At 65.8% G+C, this 18,876-nt stretch carries 21 protein-coding genes and 1 tRNA gene; 9 read left to right on the top strand and 13 right to left on the bottom strand.

Annotated features, from left to right (window positions below):
• The first annotated feature begins 7 nt into the window (after positions 1–7).
• Positions 8–1,318 carry an ABC transporter permease gene (locus PDM28_RS01710; protein WP_311183562.1) on the top strand — a complete coding sequence of 437 codons (1,311 nt, stop codon included), beginning with the start codon at positions 8–10 and terminating at the stop codon, positions 1,316–1,318.
• A gap of 67 nt (positions 1,319–1,385) precedes the next feature.
• On the opposite strand, the gene PDM28_RS01705 is transcribed toward PDM28_RS01710, so the two are convergent.
• Positions 1,386–2,237 (bottom strand): hypothetical protein, encoded by an 852-nt coding sequence (locus PDM28_RS01705; RefSeq protein ID WP_311183561.1) that lies wholly within the window; start codon positions 2,235–2,237, stop codon positions 1,386–1,388.
• A gap of 364 nt (positions 2,238–2,601) precedes the next feature.
• On the opposite strand from PDM28_RS01705, the gene PDM28_RS01700 reads away from it, so the two are divergent.
• Both PDM28_RS01700 and PDM28_RS01695 read left to right on the top strand, forming a co-directional pair.
• Complete coding sequence (locus PDM28_RS01700) at positions 2,602–3,330, top strand: MASE1 domain-containing protein (RefSeq protein WP_311183560.1); 729 nt, start codon at positions 2,602–2,604, stop codon at positions 3,328–3,330.
• On the top strand, positions 3,330–4,130 hold the full coding sequence (locus tag PDM28_RS01695) for a hypothetical protein (RefSeq protein ID WP_311183559.1): 801 nt from the start codon (positions 3,330–3,332) through the stop codon (positions 4,128–4,130). Before PDM28_RS01700 ends, PDM28_RS01695 begins: the two co-directional genes overlap by 1 nt.
• A 2-nt stretch (positions 4,131–4,132) precedes the next feature.
• On the opposite strand, the gene PDM28_RS01690 is transcribed toward PDM28_RS01695, so the two are convergent.
• The 3 genes from PDM28_RS01690 to yedA form a co-directional block, all read right to left on the bottom strand.
• A complete protein-coding gene (locus PDM28_RS01690) occupies positions 4,133–4,570 on the bottom strand; it encodes a hypothetical protein (protein WP_311183558.1) in 438 nt (145 codons plus the stop codon).
• A gap of 107 nt (positions 4,571–4,677) precedes the next feature.
• The gene (gene rarD, locus PDM28_RS01685; RefSeq protein ID WP_425507627.1) at positions 4,678–5,589 is read right to left on the bottom strand and encodes an EamA family transporter RarD; all 912 of its coding nucleotides are present in this window, start codon (positions 5,587–5,589) and stop codon (positions 4,678–4,680) included.
• Positions 5,586–6,488, bottom strand: a complete 903-nt coding sequence (gene yedA / locus PDM28_RS01680) for a drug/metabolite exporter YedA (protein WP_311183556.1) — start codon at positions 6,486–6,488, stop codon at positions 5,586–5,588. Before yedA ends, rarD begins: the two co-directional genes overlap by 4 nt.
• A gap of 180 nt (positions 6,489–6,668) precedes the next feature.
• Here yedA and PDM28_RS01675 point away from each other — a divergent pair, with 180 nt between their 5' ends.
• Entirely contained in the window at positions 6,669–8,003 is a 1,335-nt protein-coding gene (locus PDM28_RS01675; RefSeq protein ID WP_102947037.1) for an MFS transporter, read from the top strand.
• Positions 8,004–8,098: 95 nt separating this feature from the next.
• Here the strand turns inward: PDM28_RS01675 and PDM28_RS01670 are convergent, their stop codons facing one another.
• The 4 genes from PDM28_RS01670 to PDM28_RS01655 form a co-directional block, all read right to left on the bottom strand.
• A complete protein-coding gene (locus PDM28_RS01670; protein ID WP_311184625.1) occupies positions 8,099–9,751 on the bottom strand; it encodes a M28 family metallopeptidase in 1,653 nt (550 codons plus the stop codon).
• A 74-nt stretch (positions 9,752–9,825) separates the two neighbouring features.
• Positions 9,826–10,758: an MBL fold metallo-hydrolase gene (locus tag PDM28_RS01665; protein WP_311183555.1), complete on the bottom strand. Its 933-nt coding sequence runs from the start codon at positions 10,756–10,758 to the stop codon at positions 9,826–9,828.
• 37 nt (positions 10,759–10,795) lie between these two features.
• The gene (locus PDM28_RS01660) at positions 10,796–11,134 is read right to left on the bottom strand and encodes a hypothetical protein (RefSeq protein WP_311183554.1); all 339 of its coding nucleotides are present in this window, start codon (positions 11,132–11,134) and stop codon (positions 10,796–10,798) included.
• Positions 11,135–11,194: 60 nt separating this feature from the next.
• Complete coding sequence (locus PDM28_RS01655; protein WP_311183553.1) at positions 11,195–12,493, bottom strand: tryptophan--tRNA ligase; 1,299 nt, start codon at positions 12,491–12,493, stop codon at positions 11,195–11,197.
• Positions 12,494–12,600: 107 nt separating this feature from the next.
• Here PDM28_RS01655 and PDM28_RS01650 point away from each other — a divergent pair, with 107 nt between their 5' ends.
• A complete protein-coding gene (locus PDM28_RS01650; RefSeq protein WP_311183552.1) occupies positions 12,601–13,425 on the top strand; it encodes a hypothetical protein in 825 nt (274 codons plus the stop codon).
• 99 nt (positions 13,426–13,524) lie between these two features.
• Here PDM28_RS01650 and PDM28_RS01645 read toward each other — a convergent pair whose 3' ends face one another.
• From PDM28_RS01645 to rocF, 3 genes are all read right to left on the bottom strand, one after another.
• A complete protein-coding gene (locus PDM28_RS01645) occupies positions 13,525–13,746 on the bottom strand; it encodes a CsbD family protein (protein ID WP_070208476.1) in 222 nt (73 codons plus the stop codon).
• A 206-nt stretch (positions 13,747–13,952) separates the two neighbouring features.
• The gene (locus PDM28_RS01640) at positions 13,953–14,090 is read right to left on the bottom strand and encodes an entericidin A/B family lipoprotein (RefSeq protein WP_068848583.1); all 138 of its coding nucleotides are present in this window, start codon (positions 14,088–14,090) and stop codon (positions 13,953–13,955) included.
• Between the two features lie 172 nt (positions 14,091–14,262).
• Positions 14,263–15,186, bottom strand: coding sequence for an arginase (gene rocF, locus PDM28_RS01635; RefSeq protein ID WP_311183551.1), 924 nt, complete (start codon positions 15,184–15,186; stop codon positions 14,263–14,265).
• Positions 15,187–15,449: 263 nt separating this feature from the next.
• On the opposite strand from rocF, the gene PDM28_RS01630 reads away from it, so the two are divergent.
• From PDM28_RS01630 to PDM28_RS01615, 4 genes are all read left to right on the top strand, one after another.
• Positions 15,450–15,902, top strand: coding sequence for a roadblock/LC7 domain-containing protein (locus tag PDM28_RS01630; RefSeq protein WP_311183550.1), 453 nt, complete (start codon positions 15,450–15,452; stop codon positions 15,900–15,902).
• Positions 15,903–15,978: 76 nt separating this feature from the next.
• Positions 15,979–16,338, top strand: coding sequence for a hypothetical protein (locus PDM28_RS01625; protein ID WP_070208473.1), 360 nt, complete (start codon positions 15,979–15,981; stop codon positions 16,336–16,338).
• A gap of 74 nt (positions 16,339–16,412) precedes the next feature.
• On the top strand, positions 16,413–17,366 hold the full coding sequence (locus PDM28_RS01620; protein ID WP_311183549.1) for a hypothetical protein: 954 nt from the start codon (positions 16,413–16,415) through the stop codon (positions 17,364–17,366).
• Positions 17,363–17,902 carry a GTP-binding protein gene (locus PDM28_RS01615; protein WP_311183548.1) on the top strand — a complete coding sequence of 180 codons (540 nt, stop codon included), beginning with the start codon at positions 17,363–17,365 and terminating at the stop codon, positions 17,900–17,902. The genes PDM28_RS01620 and PDM28_RS01615 overlap by 4 nt, the downstream gene beginning before the upstream one ends.
• Here PDM28_RS01615 and PDM28_RS01610 read toward each other — a convergent pair.
• Positions 17,903–17,978: transfer RNA gene (locus PDM28_RS01610), tRNA-Thr, on the bottom strand.
• Positions 17,979–18,018: 40 nt separating this feature from the next.
• Entirely contained in the window at positions 18,019–18,873 is an 855-nt protein-coding gene (locus PDM28_RS01605; protein ID WP_311183546.1) for an SPOR domain-containing protein, read from the bottom strand.
• Positions 18,874–18,876 lie beyond the last annotated feature (3 nt).

Genomic DNA, 18,876 nt, shown 5'->3' with positions numbered 1-18,876 from the left:
AACCGACATGAAGAAGCAATGGTTGGGCAATCTGGTGTCGGTGCTGCTGCTCGCGGTGGCGCTGGTGGTGTGGATCATCCTGCCGTGGCCGGCGGTACTGGCGGTGGTTGCGGCGGTGGTGCTGTGGCTGCTGCTGACCCGCAGCGGGCGGCTGGCGCTGGCCGCCACGCGGATCGGCGTGGCCAGCCTGCCGCAGCGCTGGGGCGCGTCCTCGGTGGTGGTGGTGGGCATTGCCGGCGTGGTCGGCGTGCTGGTGGCAATGCTGGCGATGGGCCAGGGCTTCCAGGCCACGCTTAACAGCACCGGCGATGAGAGCACCGCGATCGTGCTGCGCGGCGGTTCGCAGGCGGAAACCAATTCGGTGATCACCCGCGACCAGGTGCCGCTGCTGTCCACGGTGCCGGGCGTGGCCAAGGATGCGCAGGGCAAGCCGATGATCTCGCCGGAGCTCTCGCAGGTGGTGAACCTGGTCTCCAAGGGCGATGGCACCGACGTCAACGCGCAGTTCCGTGGCGTGGGCGAAATGGCCTGGGCGGTGCACGACAAGGTCAAGATCACCGAAGGCCGGCGCTTCAATCCCGGCCTGCGCGAGATCGTGGTCGGCAAAGGTGCGCAGGGCCAATTCCGTGGGCTGGAGGTGGGCAAGACGCTCACCCTGGGCAACCAGCAGTGGACGGTGGTCGGGGTGTTCAACTCCGGCGACGCGCACGATTCGGAACTCTGGACGGACGCAGAAACCCTGGCCAATACCTACCAGCGCAGTGCGTGGCAGTCGATCACGGTGCGTACCGACGGTGAAGCGGGCTTCAAGCAGTTCAAGGCCGGCGTTGCCGCCGACCCGCGCCTGAAGCTGGACGTGGAAACCACCAAGGCGTACTACGCCAAACAGGGCGGTGGACTGAACACGCTGATCAAGGTGCTGGGCACGGTGATCGGCGCGATCATGGCGGTGGGTGCGGTGTTCGGTGCGCTCAACACCATGTACGCGGCAGTGGCCACCCGTGCGCGCGAGATCGCCACCATGCGTGCCATCGGCTTCCGTGGCGTGCCGGTGGTCACCGCGATCATGCTGGAGACCATGCTGCTGGCGCTGATCGGCGGCCTGTTGGGCGGGCTGGTGGCCTGGGCCATCTTCAACGGCTACAGCGTCTCCACCATCGGCAGCAACTTCAGCCAGGTGGTGTTCCAGTTCAAGGTCTCACCCGAGCTGCTGTGGAGCGGCTTGAAGTGGGCGCTGGGGATCGGGCTGGTTGGCGGGCTGTTCCCGGCACTGCGCGCGGCGCGGTTGCCGATTACTACGGCGTTGCGGGAAACCTGATGCGCGGTAAGACCGTGCCCCCGGAGGGGCACGGTCCTGCGTCATGCGGAACTTGCCGCGTCGCCGCTCAAAGCAACTCGCAAAGGGGCTTCCCTTCCCTGATGCTGCAACGGTAACTGGCATTGCGATAACCCATCGGCGGCTGCCCGACCACCGCCACACCCGCCCAGTCTGCACGCTGCTGGAAGTAAGGCAAAAACTCCCGCGTGTAGGTGAAAGTACGCGGAGTACCATCCGAATAGAGGAAATCCTCGGCCTTTTCCTGGACCAGGTAGCTGCCGTCGCTGGATCGCAGATACACCCATTGCCGGGTGTCGTAGTCGAAGAACGACTCCACCCATCCCAGGAAGAGGAAGATGTTGAGCTTGGAGATCAACGGCATCCTTCCATCCGCCTGCGACTCGAACCGCAGGATGCGTCCGTGCTCGGTGTCGGCGTGGAGGAACGAGAAGCGCACCGCACGCGACAGCAGGCGATTCACGGTTTGCCTGGCCTCCGGGTGACTGGGATTCAGGTCGCTTACGTGGTGCCCCCAAAGCACCGTGTCGGTTGCGGTCTGCGCATTGAACCCGTGCGGCGAGCCGGGCGCCGGAAGGTCCACCGTCCCCCACTGGTCCACGAATCTCCCGGTGCCCGCGTCGTACATCCTCATCAACGCGTTGTATTGCGTGCGTATCCATGGTTCCGGCACGAAGTGAGTCGCCACACGCTGGCCACCGACCTCCGTCACATTGAACCCCTGGATATTGGTCCAACTCGCGCCGTCGTAGATGTAGTGCTGGCCGACCCCCAGCGACTCTGCACGTTCATACATCTCGCTGGCGGTGCACATGTAACACGGCCGGGCCACGGGGTCTTCCATAGATGCCACTGCCGGATACGGCAACGCGGCCAATAGCAGCCACCACAACTTCTTCATCATCTGCTCCCTGATTGCCCGCACACGCGGGTACAGGCAGTTCAGCAGCGCGCGGAATGGGTGCATATCGGAATGGGGCGAAAGGCGACGCTTCGGATGCATCATCCGGAATGATGCTACCCACATTCCATGACCAACGTGTTCAATACGTCATCTCCATAGCTGGGTTCATGCTCGCGTTCTGGAACGCGGATCATGCCTACGGTGTGACGCAGTTCAATGGAAGCAGACAACCCGCTTCGTCTTTGTCTGAAAAGTCCGAATCTTCATTGCGAAGGCGGCACCCCGTGGCTACTTTCGCGCCCTCGGAAAGGGCGTGCGTCGCGGACGAATTGCGACATCTCCCGACCTACGGAGGGTATGGATGTCGACACAGAAAGTTTCAGACGCGTTTCGATCAGCTGTAGGAACCCTACCCGAAGGGCTGCTCATTGTTGCGCTGTTCGCCACGACGTGCTGGGCGACCAGGCAAGTCTCACTAGATCAGTTCTTTCTACCGGCAGGGGTGCGTGTTGCAGCGCTGATCCTATGCCCTGCTCGCTTCTGGCCATACTTGTTGCTCGGCGAGTATGCCTACTATGGACACCTGAGACTCCCCCTGATCGAGAAGTATGGCCTCTCTTGGGTCCTGATCTCCTCCGCGTTTCAGTTTCCAACTGCGGCGTGGGTCGTCTACCTGCATCGGCGGCATGTCGCTCGCCAGACGGATACATGGATGCTATCGGTCGCAGCTGCTTCAGCAGTGCTGATCGGAGCAGGAACGGTAATCATTGCCCATCTCCTTTGGCCTGTACCGCCCGCCGAAGGGATCGTGGCGATTGCATTCAGAAGCACGCTTGGCGACTACGTAGCCATCTTGACGGTCATACCCCTGGCGGCGCTGTGGAGACAGCGGTTGGATATCGACTGGCCGTCGTTTCTGAACTCACGTACCACATACGGCTTACTTGCACTGCTGGCTTGCGGCTTCGTCTCGATCCTTTTGCCTCAGGGTTCAGTCGAAAGAACTACTGCTCAACTTCTGATGGCGGCGCCTGTCATCGCGCTGACCTGCCTTCAAGGACGGCTGGGGGCAGCCTTGGAGTGCCTTTGATGAATCTGTTCGTCCGAGTTGGCACCCCGGTCACCGGGCTTCCATCTTCGTTTGATCTGGAATCGTTCAACGTTCAGCTGATTGCAGCCCTCTCAGGTACTGCGCTCCTGGCCCTTGGCTCGCGGATCACGCACTTCTACCATCAGTGCACGTTCCATGCGAGCGCCGGTCGGCAGGCCATCTCGAACGCTCGCACCTCCAACAGCGTGGGTGAGCGCGAGCTCCGCAATCGTGCAATGGACCTGAGGCGGATCGGGGACGGGCTTGAGTCCGCGCTGAGCGAGACCATCGACTGGCTGAAAGTTCGCGGACACCACGACATGGCCTCAAGTCTTCTGCACGTTGCGACCGTTCACTCGAGGAAGTTCCGGGAGCAGACCAGCATGGTTTATCCAACCAGCATGGAGCATGTCGGGCTCTACCTCGCCCTTCAGATCGGGGGAGTCGGTGATGCCTGGCAGCAGACAGCGAGGCTGGAGCGGCTTCATCTTTCAGGCGACCCCTGCCGGTTGGACCTGGACCTTCAGCTCAACGTCTATCGCGCAATGACAGAGGCAGTTTCCCTGCTGCTGGAACACGAGAAGGGAAACCTGATGATACGCGCCAGATGCGGTCGCCATGGAACCACCCGGGGCGTGGTGGTTACCATCGGTGCAGCGGACGTTCGCCACAGGCTGTCCAGGAGCACTGTCACCATGGCGATGGGTCGGTTGAGTGGCCGAACACAGGCCTACGGTGGAACCGTTCAGTGCCTCCACAACCGTATCAGGATGTCGTTCGCTGATCCTTCAACGTGCTAGGACTACTCGGAGGCGTTTTCCACCCACCAATTTGCAGTGCTTCCCCAACCACTCACAAGCAACCTGAAATCAGGATGCCGATACACCTCCCGTGCATGCGCCGGCGCGGGTGGGCGATGGTCCGACGGCAAGGCGATGCTGGTATCCATCGGGCCGGCGGGCAGCACCCAGTAGTGCGTTCCCGATCTTCCGATGATGAACTGCACCGCTCCTGCTTTTTCACTAACCTGCAGGTATCCCACTCCATCACGTTCGAACGTGTGAACGGCCCACTGCCGATCAAGGCTCACATCCGTCTCGGACGGTTGAACCTGCCCTATGCCGCTGCTCGCAGACATGGGGTCTTTTATGTCGCCGGGGCAGCACAGCGCCCATGCGGGGAGTGGGCACGTCATCATCAGGATGAGCGGATACAGGTAACGCGCAGACAGCTTCAGCATCTTGCACCTCCGATTCTTCAATGGCTGGTGCGCGCGATGCTATGCGCGCGGGTTCTGCAGCACGTTGAACAAAATCGGAAATTGGCGCAGCCACGCAGGGCGTGGCTCTACCGGGGGATTTTTCGCGACCGGTACACGCTGTCGGAGACGAACAGCAGCAGGCCTACCCAGATCGCGGCGAAACCGATCGCCTTGGCGCTGTCGAACGGTTCGTGGAAGAAGAAGACGCCCAGCAGCAGGCCCAGGCTGGGGGCGATGTATTGAAGGATGCCAACCAATGAAAGCGGGATGCGTTTTACGCCATAGGCAAAGCCAATCAACGGCAGGGCGGTGACGGCGCCGCCCAGGATCAGCAGCAGGTCGTTGCGCAAGCCCCAGCCGCCGAAGAATCCGCCGCCGTGCCCGGCTTCACTCCACAGCGCGAAGCCGATGGCCGGCAGGAACAGGTACAGGCTTTCGATACCCAACCCCGCCACGGGGTCCACCGAGATCATCTTGCGCAGCAGGCCGTACAGGCCGAACGAGCAGGCCAGCCCCAGCGCGATCCACGGCGGGGTGCCGGCATCGACGGTCAGCCAGGTCACGCCGAGTGCGGCGCAGGCTACGGCCAGCCATTGCAGGCCGCGCAGGCGTTCCTTCAGCACCACCACGCCCAGCACCACGCTGACCAACGGGTTGATGAAGTAGCCCAGGCTGGTTTCGATCACGTGCCCGGCGTTGATCGCCCAGATGTACAGGCCCCAGTTGAAGGCGATGGCCAAGCTGCTCAGCGCCAGCGTGGGCAGCGCGCGCGGCTGCGCGGCGATCTGCTTCCACCAACCGGTGCCGTTGCTGATCAGCAGCCAGGCCACCACCAGCACCGTGCTCCAGATGATGCGGTGGGCAATGATCTGCTGCGAGGGCACCGCCTTGAGCAGGTGCCAGTACACCGGCACCAACCCCCACAGGGTAAAGGTGAAGGCGGTGATGGCCAGGCCACGGCGCTGTTCCTGCAGGGGCGTCCTTTCCACTGCGCTCACTTGCGGCGGGTCCGGGCCAGGGTCAGCACCAGCACGCCGGCCAGGATCACGCCCATGGCCAGCAGGTCGCGCGGGCCGAAATGCTCATGGCCGATCAGCGCGCCCAGCAGCACCGCGATCACCGGATTGACGTACGCATAGCTGGCGGCCAGCGCCGGGCGCACGTTCTGCAGCAGCCACACATAGGCGGTGAAGGCCACTATGGAGCCGAACATGCACAGGTAGGCCACGGCCAGCAGCCCATTCATGCTGGGCCATGTGGTGGGGCGCTCGCCGGTGGCCAAGCCGAGGGCGACCAGCATCACGCCGCCGCACAGCATCTGGCCGGCGGCGGTCATGAAGGGGCTGGGCAGGTCCAAACCACGCGCCCAGACCGAGCCGAACGCCCAGCCGATCGGGGCGATCAGCAGCAGGACCAGGCCCTGCGGGGACGCGGTGAGGCTGCTGCCCGCATTCAGCCAGACCACGCCCAGGAAACCGATGGCGATGCCCAGCCACTCGCCGCGGGTGGCGTGCTGGCCGCGCATGGCGCCGAACAGGGCCATCCACAGCGGCACCGAGGCCACGGCGGTGGCGGCCAGGCCGGAAGAGACGGTCCGTTCGGCCAGCACCACCATGCCGTTGCCCAGCACCAGCATGGTCAGGCCCATGATGACCAGGTTGCGCCACTGCCGGCCGGTCGGCGCGGGCAGGCCGCGCCAGCGCAGCACGGCGTACATCAGGCTGCCCGCCACGATGAACCGGGCCCCGGAGACTGTCGTCAACGGCAGCGCGCCGCCCTCCAGGGCGAAACGGATGCCCAGGTAGGTGGACCCCCAGACCACGTACACCAGCAACAGGGCCAGGACGACCAGGCCGCTGCGGGGAGCGGCCTGCGGGGGTACGGGGGTGGCGGCCATACGGGACCAGCGGGCGGGGGAGAGGGGATTCTAGGCCTTTGCCGCAGCCTCGGCATGCCTTCTGGTGGCACGCTGTCGTGCCCGGACTAGTTACATGGTGCAATGCCCACCGGTCATGCACGTGGGGTAAGGTAAAAACTGCCTAGAACCACCGCTCCATCGTGAGGACCGTTTTCCAGCATGAGCATCTCCCCTACCCTTTCAGCGCCCGCCAATGACAAGGCCGCGCTGAAACGTTCGATCTCCAACACCCTGAAGGGCTCGGCCGGCAATCTGGTCGAGTGGTACGACGTCTACGTCTACTCGGTGTTCGCGGTCTACTTCGAATCCCAGTTCTTCTCGGCTGCCGACAAGAACTCCACCATCTATGTGTGGGCGATCTTCGCCGCCACCTTCCTGATGCGCCCGATCGGCGCCTGGTACTTCGGCCGCTTCGCCGACCGTTACGGCCGCCGCCTGGCGCTGACCGTGTCGGTGACCATGATGGCCGCCTGTTCGTTCCTGATCGCGCTGACCCCCACCGCCGCCACCATCGGGGGCTGGGCTGCGTTGATCCTGCTATTCGCGCGCCTGCTGCAGGGCTTCGCCACCGGTGGCGAGTACGGCACCAGCGCCACCTACATGTCCGAGGCGGCCATCCCGGGCCGTCGCGGCTTTCTGTCCTCATTCCACTACGTCACCCTGGTCGGTGGCCATGTGCTGGCACAGCTGACCCTGTTCACCATGCTGCTGTTCTGGGACAAGCCGGAAATTTCGGCGTGGGGCTGGCGCATCGCATTCGGCATCGGTGGCCTGGCCGCCATCGTGGTGTTCTGGCTGCGCCGCACGATGGATGAGTCGCTGACCGAAGATTCCATCGAAGCCGCCCGCGAAGGCCGCGCCAAGGCGTCGGGCTCGATGTACGAGCTGTTCGTGCACCAGTGGCGCCCGCTGCTGCTGTGCTTCCTGATCACCGCCGGCGGCACCGTGGCCTTCTACACCTACTCGGTGAACGGCCCGAAGATGATCCAGAGCGCGTTTGCCGGTACCGACGTGATGACCGGCACGCTGATCAACCTGGGCGTGCTGACCTTCCTGATGGTGCTGCAGCCGATTGGCGGCTGGCTGTCGGACATCGTGGGCCGCAAGAGCCTGCTGGTGTTCTTCGGCGTGGGCGGCGTGCTGTACAGCTGGTACCTGATCACCCAGCTGCCGAACCAGCATGACCCGCTGTGGGCGTTCCTGACCCTGGCCCTCGGCTTTGTGATCCTCACCGGTTACACCTCGATCAACGCGGTGGTGAAGGCCGAGCTGTTCCCGACCCACGTGCGTGCGCTGGGCGTGGGCTTCGGCTACGCAATGGCCAACTCGCTGTTCGGTGGCACCGCGCCGCTGCTGTACCAGGGCGCGCTGAAGACCGACCGGGTGGGCGACTTCGCCATCTACGTCACGGCGATCATCGCGGTGTCGCTGGTGGTGTATGTGTTCTTCCTGAAGAACAAGGGGCCGAACTATCTGGATGGCACCCTGAAATAATTCCGGATCGGAAAAATGAAAAGGCCGGGGCATGCCCCGGCCTTTTTTTTGCGTTTGGATTTACCTGGTTGCCGGCCAGCGGCCGGCACTACCGCTCAGCGACGCACAGCGTCGCTTCGCTCGCGGGTCTGGCGGAACTCCGAACCCTCTTCCCAATGCGGCCAGCTGCGGCTGTTGGCCAGCTCGGCGCCCAGGTCGTAGACCAGCAGGGTGTCGGCGGCGTGGCCGGCCGGGTCCCAGGTGGGGGTCCAGGCGTCGCAGGCCTGGTGGTAGCAGTCGGCGAAGTACTTCTCGCGCAGTGCCTTGCCGGCTTCCACGCCACCTTCCAGCTTGTCCAGGCCCGGGCCGATGGTGATCGCCGGCACGCCCAGGCGGGCGAAGGCGAAGTGGTCGGCCCGGTAGAAGAAGCCGGCTTCGAGGTTCGGGTCCGGGCTGTAGCTGCGGCCACGGGCCTTGGCCACGCGCTCCAGGTCACCTTCCAGCGAGACCCGGCCCTTGCCCCACGAAGCGATATCGCGGGTGGCGCCGTCCGGGCTGAACATCTCGATGTTGATCACCGCCGCGGTCTTCTCCAGCGGCGCCAGCGGATGGGCGGCGTAATAATTGGCACCCAGCAGGCCCTTTTCTTCAGCCGTGAGCGCTACGAAGTACAGCGTGCGCTGCGGCTGCGGGCCGGCCGCGAACACGCGGCCCAGCTCCAGCACCGTGGCCACGCCGGTGGCGTTGTCGATCGCGCCGCGGCGGATCTTGTCGCCCTTGGCGTCGGGTTGGCCGATGCCGAACGCGTCCCAATGCGCGGAGAAGATCACCGCCTCATCCGCATGCGCGCCGCCCGGAAGCTTGGCGACCACGTTGCGGGTGACCACCTGCTCGCGCTTGAGCTTGAACTGCGCCGACAGCGTGGCGTCGCCCAGCACCACCGGCTGGAAGCCGGGGGTCATGGCCTTGCGCTTCTCCGCCTCGAAATCCAGCCCGGCGTCGCGGAACACCTGCTCGGCCACCGAGCGCTGCATCCAGCCCCGCAGCGGCACGTGCTGGGCCAGCGCCTGCTCCGGGGTGCGCTCGATGTCGAACAGCGGCGAGGTGCCCGAGCTCTTCACCGTGGCCCAGCCATACGCCGCCGGGGCGGTTTCATGCACGATCAGCACGCCCTGCGCACCACGCCGCGCCGCTTCCTCGAACTTGTAGGTCCAGCGGCCGTAGTAGGTGACCGCCTTGCCATCGAAGGCGCCCGGGCGATCAGCCTCGAAATCGGCGTCGTTGATCAGCATGACGGCGATCTTGCCGTGCAGGTCCACGCCCTTGTAGTCGTCCCACTGGCGCTCGGGCGCGTCGATGCCGTAGCCGACGAACACCAGCGGTGCATTCCTGATATCCACCGACGCCTGCGGGCGCAGGCTCTGCATCGTCACATCCACGCCGTTTTCCAGCGCGCGCGCCTTGCCCTTCTGGCGCAGCTCCGCGCGCACCGGGCCGTCGACCGAGGCGCGCACCATCGGCACGGGCTGTACCCAGCTGCCGTCCGGGCCGCCCGGCTGCAGGCCGGATTTCCGGAATTCCTCGATCAGGTACTGCACGGTGCGCTCTTCGCCGGGCGAGGCCGGGGCGCGCCCTTCGAACTCGTCCGAGGCCAGGATCCGCACGTGACGCGACAGCGCTTCGGGGTCGATGCCGCCGCCCGGCAGGTCATTGGCCGCGTGGGCCAGCCCGCCGACGAACAGACAGGACGACAACAGCAGCATGCGCATCGGATTCACGGCAGACACCAGAAAAAGAACGGAATGCCAAAGTGTAACGTGACACTTCAGTTACCGTGCACGCCTCAGCGCCGGTCGCGGTCCAGCCAGCAGGCCAGGCCCTGTGCGTTGAGCTCGATGTCCATGGCGAGGATGCGCTCCACTGCGGCGTCGTCCAGGCGACAGCCATGCGCCTGCGCGCGCTCCAGATAAAGCGCGGTAAGTGCTGAAACCAGGCAGCGGTGACGATCAGGACGCTCATCGCACTGGCGCCCGATTTCCACCATCGCATCGATCTGCTCGATCAGGTCGGCGGCCAGCGCGGGGATATCCTCCACGCGGCCGTAGTGGGTGAGGTATACCGCCTGCGGTTCCAAGGCGAGCAGGCGCGCGATGGACTGCTTGAGCGGTTCGGGGTCGAACTGCACCGGCGAGGAGGTGGGAACGATGAAGGCGCCGCGTGCGCTGTCCAGCTCGCGGTAGGACAGCCCGAAGGTGTCGCCGGTGAACAGGCTGCGGCTGCGTTCGTCCCACACGCACAGGTGGTGGCGCGCATGCCCGGGCGTGTCCAGGCACAGCAGGCTGCGTCCGGCCAGGTCGACGCGGTGTCCGTCTTCGGCAATCACGATGCGCGCGGCCGGCACCGGCAGCACCGGGCCGTAGCTGCGCGCGATTTCCTCGGCACCATAGACCTCGGTGGCCCCGGCGACCAGGCGGGTGGGGTCGATCATGTGCGGTGCGCCGCGCGGATGCACCACCAGCGTGGCATTGGGCAGCTGCTGCATGAGCAGGCCGGCGCCGCCGGCATGGTCCAGGTGCACGTGGGTAAGCACCAGCCAGTCCACCTGTTCCGGGGTGCAGCCCGCACGTTCCAGCGCGGCGAGCATCGCCGGTACGGCCAGGCCGGTGCCGCAGTCGATGAACGCGGCGCGGCCCTGTTCGACGATCAGGTAGGCGGCGTCGAAGTCATTGCGCTGGAACGCGGTGTCGATGGTGAAGATGCTGGGGTCCACGTACATCGGCTCATCCCTGGCAGAAACGGTATACCGACCCAGTCTAGGGCGAACCGGCGGCCGGTTTCGATGCGGCTTTGGTCGCACGCTGGGCCAGCCAGCTGCCGCGCAGCAGCAGCGCGGCCACCATCACCCCCAGGAACGCACCGTAGGCGTAAAGCACCGCGAGCACCTGGCGCCAGATCGGGCCGGCGTCGCTCTGCACCACGCCGATATGGTGGCCCCAGAGCATGGCGGCAATGCTGAGCACGAAGGCCAGCAGCAGCGCGGCGCCGTCGAACAGGCGCCGCGCGGTGTCGCGCGGCTGGCGGGGGAACATCCAGTACAACGTGCCCAGCAGGATGAACCAGGGCAGGAACAACACCAACGACAACCAGGCCATCGTGTTTCCTCCGTTGACGTTTCCATCGACCAGCGGTCGATGGCTACCGCACGCACCGCATCAGGCGGCTTGGTCGCGCAGCTCCTGCAGCGCGGCCAGCACCACGTCTACTTCCACTTCCAGCTTGAACAGCTCGCTCTGCAGCTGGTCGCCCTGCTCGGCCTGCTTGAGCACGCCGATCAGCTGGCCGGCGTCGCGCGGGGAATCGAAGGCTTCGCTCTGGATCAGCAGGGTGCCGTCGCCGGCCTGAAGCTTGAAGTAGAAGCGCCCGTCCTTTTCGCGGTACTGCTTGAACAGCGGCGGGGCAGCGCGCGCCACGCCACCGTCTTCCGCGGCGATGCTGCCGGCAGTGGAGAGGTCGCGCAGTCCCACCGCGTGGCGCAGTTCCTTCAGCAACGGAATGGCGTACTGCTCACGCAGCTGCTGGCCGCGACGGCGCAGCAGCGCTTCGATCTTCTCCGGCTCGGCCATCAGCGCGTCGTAGCGCTCGCGCAGCGGGGTCAGTTCGGCGTCGATGCGCTCGAACAGCTGCTGCTTGGCGTCGCCCCAGCTGATGCCGTCGGCGAACGCCTGGGCGAACGCTGCGGTCTGCGCCGGGCTGGCGAAGGCCTGGTACATCTGGAACAGGGCCGACCCTTCAGTGCTCTTGGGCTCGCCCGGTGCGCGCGAGTCGGTGAGGATGGAGAACACCAGCTTCTTCAGTTCCGCGCGCGGGGCGAACAGCGGAATGGTGTTGTGGTAGCTCTTGCTCATCTTGCGGCCGTCCAGGCCGGCCAGGGTGGCCACCTGCTCGTCGATCACCACCTCCGGCAGCGGGAAGTATTCCTTGCCATACACGTGGTTGAATCGCTGCGCGAAGTCGCGCGCCATTTCGATGTGCTGGATCTGGTCGCGACCCACCGGCACCTTGTTCGCCTTGAAGATCAGGATGTCGGCGGCCATCAGCACCGGGTACATGAACAACCCCGCGCTGATCCCGGCGTCTTCGTCGAGCTGTTCTTCGCGGTTCTTGTCCACCGCCGCCTTGTACGCATGGGCCCGGTTGAGGATGCCCTTGCTGGCGATGACGGTCAGGAACCACATCAGCTCGGTGGTTTCGGGAATGTCGCTCTGCCGGTAGAACCAGACCTTGTCCGGATCCAGCCCGCACGCCAGCCAGCTGGCGGCGATCTCCAGGGTCGAGCGCTGGGTCCGCTCCGGCTCCTGCGCCTTGATCAGGCTGTGCAGGTCGGCCAGGAAGAAGAAGCTCTCGATGTCCGAGGCGGCACTGGCGGCAATGGCCGGGCGGATCGCGCCGACGTAGTTGCCCAGGTGGGGGGTGCCGGAGGGGGTAATACCGGTAAGAACGCGGGTGGTCATGTGGGAATCATTACAGGCAGTTGAACGCCCCCAGTTTACCTGCCCGCGCGCAACCCCGTTGGCCGGCCCGGCGCGTTGAAGGTCATACCCAACCGAAGGCCCCTGCCATGAAACGCCTGACCCTGCCCCTGCTTGCCGTGCTGGCCCTGTGTGGCTTCAAACCCGCCGTTCCGCCCCGTGCCGACGCCGGCCCGGTCACCCTGAGCCTGGTCGACCGCGACCAGCAGCGGGAACTGCCCACCTGGCAGCACCGCGGCCAGCGCTGGGTGGCCGGGAACCAGGGCGCACCGTATGCGGTGCGCCTGCGCAACAACAGCCCCGAGCGGGTGCTGGTAGTGCTTTCGGTGGACGGCCTGAACGTCATCAACGGCGAGGTCGCCTCGCCCAACCAGACCGGCTACGTGCTTGAGCCGTGGCAGAGCGCGGACATCACCGGCTGGCGCAAATCGCAGCGCGAGGTGGCGCAGTTCGTGTTCACCAACCCCGGCAACAGCTACGCCGACCGCACCGGCCGCCCGGACAACATCGGCGTGATCGGCATCGCGGTGTTCAACGAAGCCGAGCGCTGGGTGCCGCCCACCCCGCGCGCGCCGCCGGTGGCACGCGGAAAGAGCCGGGTGCAGGCGCAGGCATCGGCCGAAGCGGCTGCCGACAGTGCGATGCCGTCGGCCCGGGCGAGCGGCTCGGTGGCTGCTGCGCCGGCGCCCGCCCTGGGCACTGGCCACGGCCGGCGCGAAGCGTCGTATTCGGGCAGCACCACCTTCGAACGCGCCAGCCGCCTGCCGGCGCAGCGCGTGGACATCCGCTATGACAGCGAGCGCAACCTGGTGGCGCGAGGTGTCATTCCCGCCCGCTACCGCAGTGGCGAGCAAGGCCCGCAAGCCTTTCCCAACAGCTTCGTGCCGGACCCGCCCGCCTACGGCTGGCGCTGAGCCGGACGGGTACGCGCACGAAAAAACGGGCCGCGATGCGGCCCGTTCCGGTTTCATACCCTCGTCGCGGTACTGCACCGCGCTGGCCCGCAGGGCGGGTCAGTGGAAATCCGGGTAATCCTTGCGCATGGAGGCTTCGAAGTCCTTGACCTCGCTTTCGGCGCGATCGCGCGCCCAGCCATAGCGCTCCTGCAGGCGGCCCGCCAGGTACTCGGCATTGCCTTCGGCCACCTTGAAATCGTCATCGGTCAGGTCGCCCCACTTTGCCTGCGCCTTACCCTTCAGCTGCGTCCACTTGCCGGAAATGATGTCTTTGTTCATGGGTTCGCGTCCTGTAGTGCAACGGCAATGTCGCCGCAGGAACAGGATGCAATAACGCGTGTTTCCAGGCGGTCAAGCGCGGATGAAGCGCACGCTCACTTCATTGAATGGCAGAAACAGCGGCGAAAATCACAAAAAAAAATGGCCGGGAAATTCCCGGCCATTCTTCGTTGCATGCCAGCGCGAGGCTGGCCTGCATCGTTGGATCAGTTGCCCTTGGCGGCGTCTTCAACCGACTGCCCGGCCTTCTGCACATCCTTGCCGGCACCGGCAACGGTGTTGCAACCGGACAGCATGGCCAGCGAAACCATCGACAACAGCATCAGTGCAATAACACGCTTCATAGGGTTCTCCTGATTAGTTCAACGTCACTACCGAATTCCGGCCCCACCTGCCTCTGGCAGATCGCGGTGGCATTGCCCCCCGCGTGATGTGCAATCTGGGGTCTGGCGCGTGCAATCGATGTGAACGCGGCGCGCGGCTGTTCAGCCACGCGCCGGGAACCGGCCAGGCGCCTCAGTCGCGCATCAGGGTGGACTTGCCGAACAGGCTTTCCACCAGGTCCACCGCCAGCGACCCGGTGGCGTTGTGGTCGTCCAAAATGGGGTTGAGTTCAACGATGTCCAGCGAGCCCATGCGGCCGGTGTCGGCGATCATTTCCATCACCAGCTGCGCCTCGCGGTAATTCACCCCGCCCGGCACCGTGGTGCCCACGCCGGGGGCGATGCTGGGGTCCAGGAAGTCCACGTCGAAGCTCACATGCAGGTGGGTGTTTTCGTCCACGCCTTCCAGTGCGGCCTCCACCGCGCGCTTCATGCCGACTTCGTCGATGTAGCGCATGTCATACACATCGACCTTGTGCTGCTTGATCAGGCGCTTCTCTTCCTGGTCCACCGAGCGGATGCCGATCTGGCGCACCTGCTGCGGCGAGATCGCCGGGGCGTCGCCACCCAGCCGGGTCAGCGCGTCCGGGCCGAGCCCGCACAGGCAGGCCACCGGCATGCCGTGCACGTTGCCCGACGGGGTGACCTCGCTGGTGTTGAAGTCCGAATGCGCGTCCAGCCACAGCACGCGCAGGGTGCGCCCCTGTTCGCGGCACCAGCGGGCCACGGCGGTGATCGAGCCGATGCCCAGGCAGTGGTCGCCACCCAGCATGATCGGCAGGCGGCCGGCCTGCAGCTCGGCGTAGGTGGCATCCATCAGCACGCGGTTCCATTCCACCACTTCGTCCAGGTGGCGGTAGCCCTCGACGGGGGACGTCCACGGATTGCGCGGGCCCACCAGGTCGCCGCAGTCGCGCACGTCCACGCCACGCGCCTCCAGCGCCTCGACAAGACCGGCAATGCGCAGGGCTTCCGGGCCCATGCTGGCGCCACGGTGGCCGGCACCGATATCGGTCGGCACGCCGATCAGGGACACCGCAGGTTGACGCTTGCTCATGCTGACTCCACACACACGGAAAATCAGACCAGTCTAGTGACGGTGCCGCCGAAACACGCGCGGCGGCGCAGCAGCGGAGGACGTCGCGCGGCGTGAAAGCCTTATGTGTCAATGGTTTGACACATTGCAAAGAAACGGTCGGTTCATCTTACGTTAGCCGTTCTGGCGAAATTTACGTGCTACATTTCACACTTCTTCGCAGTACTGATTGACTAACCCGCAAAGGGTTGGTCTGTCTTTCGTTTTGTCTCAGGGGGCAGTACGTGCAGCGCAGCAGCATCCACCAGATCGTCCGTAATGCCGGTGGCGAGAGCCAACCGGCCCGGCAGTTGTATGACGTTGCCGCCATCGAAGCGGTGTTCCAGCAGTCGCGCGAGCGCGAGCGGGGCTTGAGCCTGCTGATGCTCTCCACCGCCGACGGCCGCGCCGTGGCCGAGGATTCCTCGCTGGGCGTGGACGGTCGCCGCCTGGCGGCGATGGCCAATTCGTTCCTGACCCTGGGCGAGACCGTGTCGCGCGAACTGGCGCTGAGCGATGCGGACTACGCCACCATCTGCACCAAGCTGGGCAACGTGGTGCTGATCCGCATTGCCGCCGACAAGCCGCTGACCCTGACCGCCGTGGCCAGCCACGAGGTCAACATGGCCGTGCTGCTGTTCCATGCGCGCGAGTGCGCCAACCGTCTTGATGCCGTGCTGCGCGACCGCGCGGCCTGAGCCCTTCCGATTTCGTTGTGCCCTTCCGGCAGGCGTTCGCCTGCCCCTCCCACTGCCTGAAGAAAAAAGGATTTACGTGCCCAATCTCAATCTGGAAAAGCTCAATTCGCTCGCTGGTTTCGTCGGCGCCGCCCTGGTCGACGGTGACAGCGGCATGGCCCTGGCCATGGTCGGCGGCGGCAACATCAACCTGGAACTGGCTGCGGCCGGCAACACCGAAGTGGTGCGTGCCAAGCGCCGCGTGGCCGAGTCGCTGGGCCTGTCGGACACGCTGGAAGACCTGCTGATCACCCTGACCACGCAGTACCACCTGATCCGTCCGCTGGAAAGCAACCCGCTGCTGTTCCTGTACGTGGTTATGGACCGCAGCAAGGCCAACCTGGCCATGTCGCGTCATGAACTGAAGGCCTTCGAAAAGACCCTGGACTTCAGCTGATCGCAAGCGCATGGGGCGTGCCGCATCCCTGACCGGAAGCGGCGCGCCTGCTGCTGCGGCACCGCGTGACCCCCATGAATGCCCCCACCCGTTCTTTCCGCATTGCCGCCATCGGCCTGGATGTCCTGCACCAGACCCGACTGAAGCTGGCCAGTTCCATGCTGCTCGCCGAGCGCATGGAGGTGGTGCTGCAGCCGTGGTCCGGCGACAGCTGCGACCTGCTGGTGGTTGGGCTGGACCATGCCGATTCGTCGCGCGCGCTCAGCGAAGCGCATGCGGTGAACGTGCCGGTGCTGTCCATCGCACGCCGCTTCGCCGACCCGGCACCCGGCCGCCTGCCGCACGGTGCCACCGTGCGCGCCATCAACGAACAACTGTCCAGCCTGCTGCTGGCCGCGCCTAGCGTGTCGCGCCCGGTGCAGGGCGTGCCGTTGCTGCTGCAGCTCGCGTCCGCTGCCGGCACACCGGCGTTGCACCTGCTGCAGCGTGGCGGCATCACCGTGCTGGTGGATACGGCCACGCGCAGCATCGGATTGGCACCCTCGACGACGTTGTCCGACGTGGTTGCGCAGCTGGATGACATCGCCTGGTCGGGCGAGGCGATCGATGCCTCCACCTTCCAGCACCAGTATGCGTACCGACTGCCGCAGCGGCATTCGTTCGAAGCGCTGTATTTCTGCATTGCGCGCCATCGCCCGGAGCTGCTGCCGCCGGTGGCCGAGCACACCGCACTGAAGCTGCGCCATTGGCCCGACCTCACCGCCGAGGATGTGCCGGGCACCTGGCTGCTGGCCATCGCCTGCCTGCATGCCCGGCCGTGGCAGGCGAGTGCACTCGCCGCCGCTTGCCAGATCCCGCGCGACACGGTGCAATCCCTCTTCTGCGCTGCTGTTGCCAGTGGCCTCGCACTGAACCAGGAGCCTGCCGTGACCCCTCCTTCCCGCCGCCGCGATGCCGGTGACTCGCGCTTCTTCTCGTGGGTGGCGCGCCGCTTCGGGCTGAACCTGTTCCAGGGGAATTCGGCATGAGCCTGCCCGCCAACAAGCTGGTGTTCGTCGGCAGCATGGGCGCCGGCAAGACCACGGCGGTGCGTGCGATCTCCGACGTGGAGCCGGTCAGCACCGAAATGCCGATGAGCGAAGACGCGATGGGCGACAAGGTGGAAACCACCGTCGCGCTCGACTACAGCTCGATCGAACTGGACGACGGCGAACTGCTGCACGTGTACGGCGTACCCGGCCAGCGCTACCTGGACTTCATGTGGCCGATGGTCTGCGAAGGCGCGCTCGGCGTGATCGTGCTGGTCAGCGCCGGCCATCCCGACCCGGTGGCTTCCACAGTGGAGCTGCTGCAGGAGTTCTCGCGCATCGCACCGGACGCCAGCCTGGCGGTGGGCGTGACCCGCACCGATGAGCACCCTTCGCTGCTCATTCCCGAGTTCCGCAATGCGCTGTTCGACGCCGGGCACCGGCTGCCGGTCATGCGCGTGGACGCGCGCTCGGCCACGCAGGTGACCTTCCTGGTGAAGTCGCTGCTGTCGTATCGGTACGCGGAAACGAAGTGATGGTGCCGACACCCGGATTCGAACTGGGGACCTACCGCTTACAAGGCGGTTGCTCTACCAACTGAGCTATGCCGGCAAAGGCACGGCGACGGCATTGGCCGGCGCGGAGGGCGATTCTAGCGCAAGCCTGCGCATTCCAGCGAGCGTTGCTGGGCGGCACCGCTGCGCTGGCGGGCGGCGCTGGGGGTGGCCTGGTCGGCCAGGGCCGCGTCAACCCACCACTGCGCGGTGCCGGCGCTGCCGCCGACCAGGCGGGCATTGAAGCCGGCCGCGCTCAGGGCGGCCAGGCGGCGTTCGGCGCCTTCGCGGTTGCGGTACTGGCCCAGCGCGATGGCGTTGGCGTCTTCGCCCTGGGCCATGATGTAGTAATCGCTGATGCCGGCGGCGGCAATGCGCTTGACCGTGGCCTGCGCTTCTTCGCGGCTGGCGGCGGCCGGCATCATCACCCGATAGGTGCTGCTGGCACCGGGCTTGGCCGTCTCACGCAGGCGCGAGCGCTGGACCAGGGCGCCGGCCTTGGACTGAGCAGCCATGGCGGTGTCGCGATCGGCAAACGGGCCGAGGCTGATGCATTGGAGCGGGCCGGGGGCGGGAGTCGGGGCCGGAGATGGCGTCGCGGGTGCGGGCGCTGCCGGGGCGGCCGTCAAAGCAGAAGCAGCAGTTTGCGCCGGAGAGGTCGCGCGCGGTTCAGGCGGCCGGGCAGAGCCCGGCGCTACTTCGGAGGCCGGCTTTTCAGAGCCATTGGTGGCCGCCGGGGTGGCGTCGGTCAATGCGGCACCTGCGGCATCCGGGGCTTCTGCTGGCGCGCCTGCCGGCGCGGCGGCCTTCGGCGTGTCGAGCAGCTGCAGCTGCGCCACGCCGGTGGGTGGGGCGGGGGGCGGTGCTGGCGCAGCGTCACCGCGCAGCATCCACCACAGCGCAACGCCTACATTGAGGATGGCCAGTACGACGATCAGGGCACGGGTAAGCATGCG

This window comes from Stenotrophomonas aracearum (assembly GCF_031834615.1).
In the GTDB taxonomy this organism is placed as follows: domain Bacteria; phylum Pseudomonadota; class Gammaproteobacteria; order Xanthomonadales; family Xanthomonadaceae; genus Stenotrophomonas; species Stenotrophomonas aracearum.
The sequence above is the reverse complement of the archived record's forward strand: the minus strand, read 5'-3'. Positions and strand labels throughout refer to the sequence as shown.

Coding starts and splice junctions, on each gene's coding strand:
- PDM28_RS01710 (WP_311183562.1), top strand. CDS start 8: ATGAAGAAGCAATGGTTGGGCAATCTGGTGTCGGTGCTGCTGCTCGCG.
- PDM28_RS01705 (WP_311183561.1), bottom strand. CDS start 2,237: ATGAAGAAGTTGTGGTGGCTGCTATTGGCCGCGTTGCCGTATCCGGCA.
- PDM28_RS01700 (WP_311183560.1), top strand. CDS start 2,602: ATGTCGACACAGAAAGTTTCAGACGCGTTTCGATCAGCTGTAGGAACC.
- PDM28_RS01695 (WP_311183559.1), top strand. CDS start 3,330: ATGAATCTGTTCGTCCGAGTTGGCACCCCGGTCACCGGGCTTCCATCT.
- PDM28_RS01690 (WP_311183558.1), bottom strand. CDS start 4,570: ATGCTGAAGCTGTCTGCGCGTTACCTGTATCCGCTCATCCTGATGATG.
- yedA (WP_311183556.1), bottom strand. CDS start 6,488: ATGGCCGCCACCCCCGTACCCCCGCAGGCCGCTCCCCGCAGCGGCCTG.
- PDM28_RS01675 (WP_102947037.1), top strand. CDS start 6,669: ATGAGCATCTCCCCTACCCTTTCAGCGCCCGCCAATGACAAGGCCGCG.
- PDM28_RS01670 (WP_311184625.1), bottom strand. CDS start 9,751: ATGCGCATGCTGCTGTTGTCGTCCTGTCTGTTCGTCGGCGGGCTGGCC.
- PDM28_RS01665 (WP_311183555.1), bottom strand. CDS start 10,758: ATGTACGTGGACCCCAGCATCTTCACCATCGACACCGCGTTCCAGCGC.
- PDM28_RS01660 (WP_311183554.1), bottom strand. CDS start 11,134: ATGGCCTGGTTGTCGTTGGTGTTGTTCCTGCCCTGGTTCATCCTGCTG.
- PDM28_RS01655 (WP_311183553.1), bottom strand. CDS start 12,493: ATGACCACCCGCGTTCTTACCGGTATTACCCCCTCCGGCACCCCCCAC.
- PDM28_RS01650 (WP_311183552.1), top strand. CDS start 12,601: ATGAAACGCCTGACCCTGCCCCTGCTTGCCGTGCTGGCCCTGTGTGGC.
- PDM28_RS01645 (WP_070208476.1), bottom strand. CDS start 13,746: ATGAACAAAGACATCATTTCCGGCAAGTGGACGCAGCTGAAGGGTAAG.
- PDM28_RS01640 (WP_068848583.1), bottom strand. CDS start 14,090: ATGAAGCGTGTTATTGCACTGATGCTGTTGTCGATGGTTTCGCTGGCC.
- rocF (WP_311183551.1), bottom strand. CDS start 15,186: ATGAGCAAGCGTCAACCTGCGGTGTCCCTGATCGGCGTGCCGACCGAT.
- PDM28_RS01620 (WP_311183549.1), top strand. CDS start 16,413: ATGAATGCCCCCACCCGTTCTTTCCGCATTGCCGCCATCGGCCTGGAT.
- PDM28_RS01615 (WP_311183548.1), top strand. CDS start 17,363: ATGAGCCTGCCCGCCAACAAGCTGGTGTTCGTCGGCAGCATGGGCGCC.
- PDM28_RS01605 (WP_311183546.1), bottom strand. CDS start 18,873: ATGCTTACCCGTGCCCTGATCGTCGTACTGGCCATCCTCAATGTAGGC.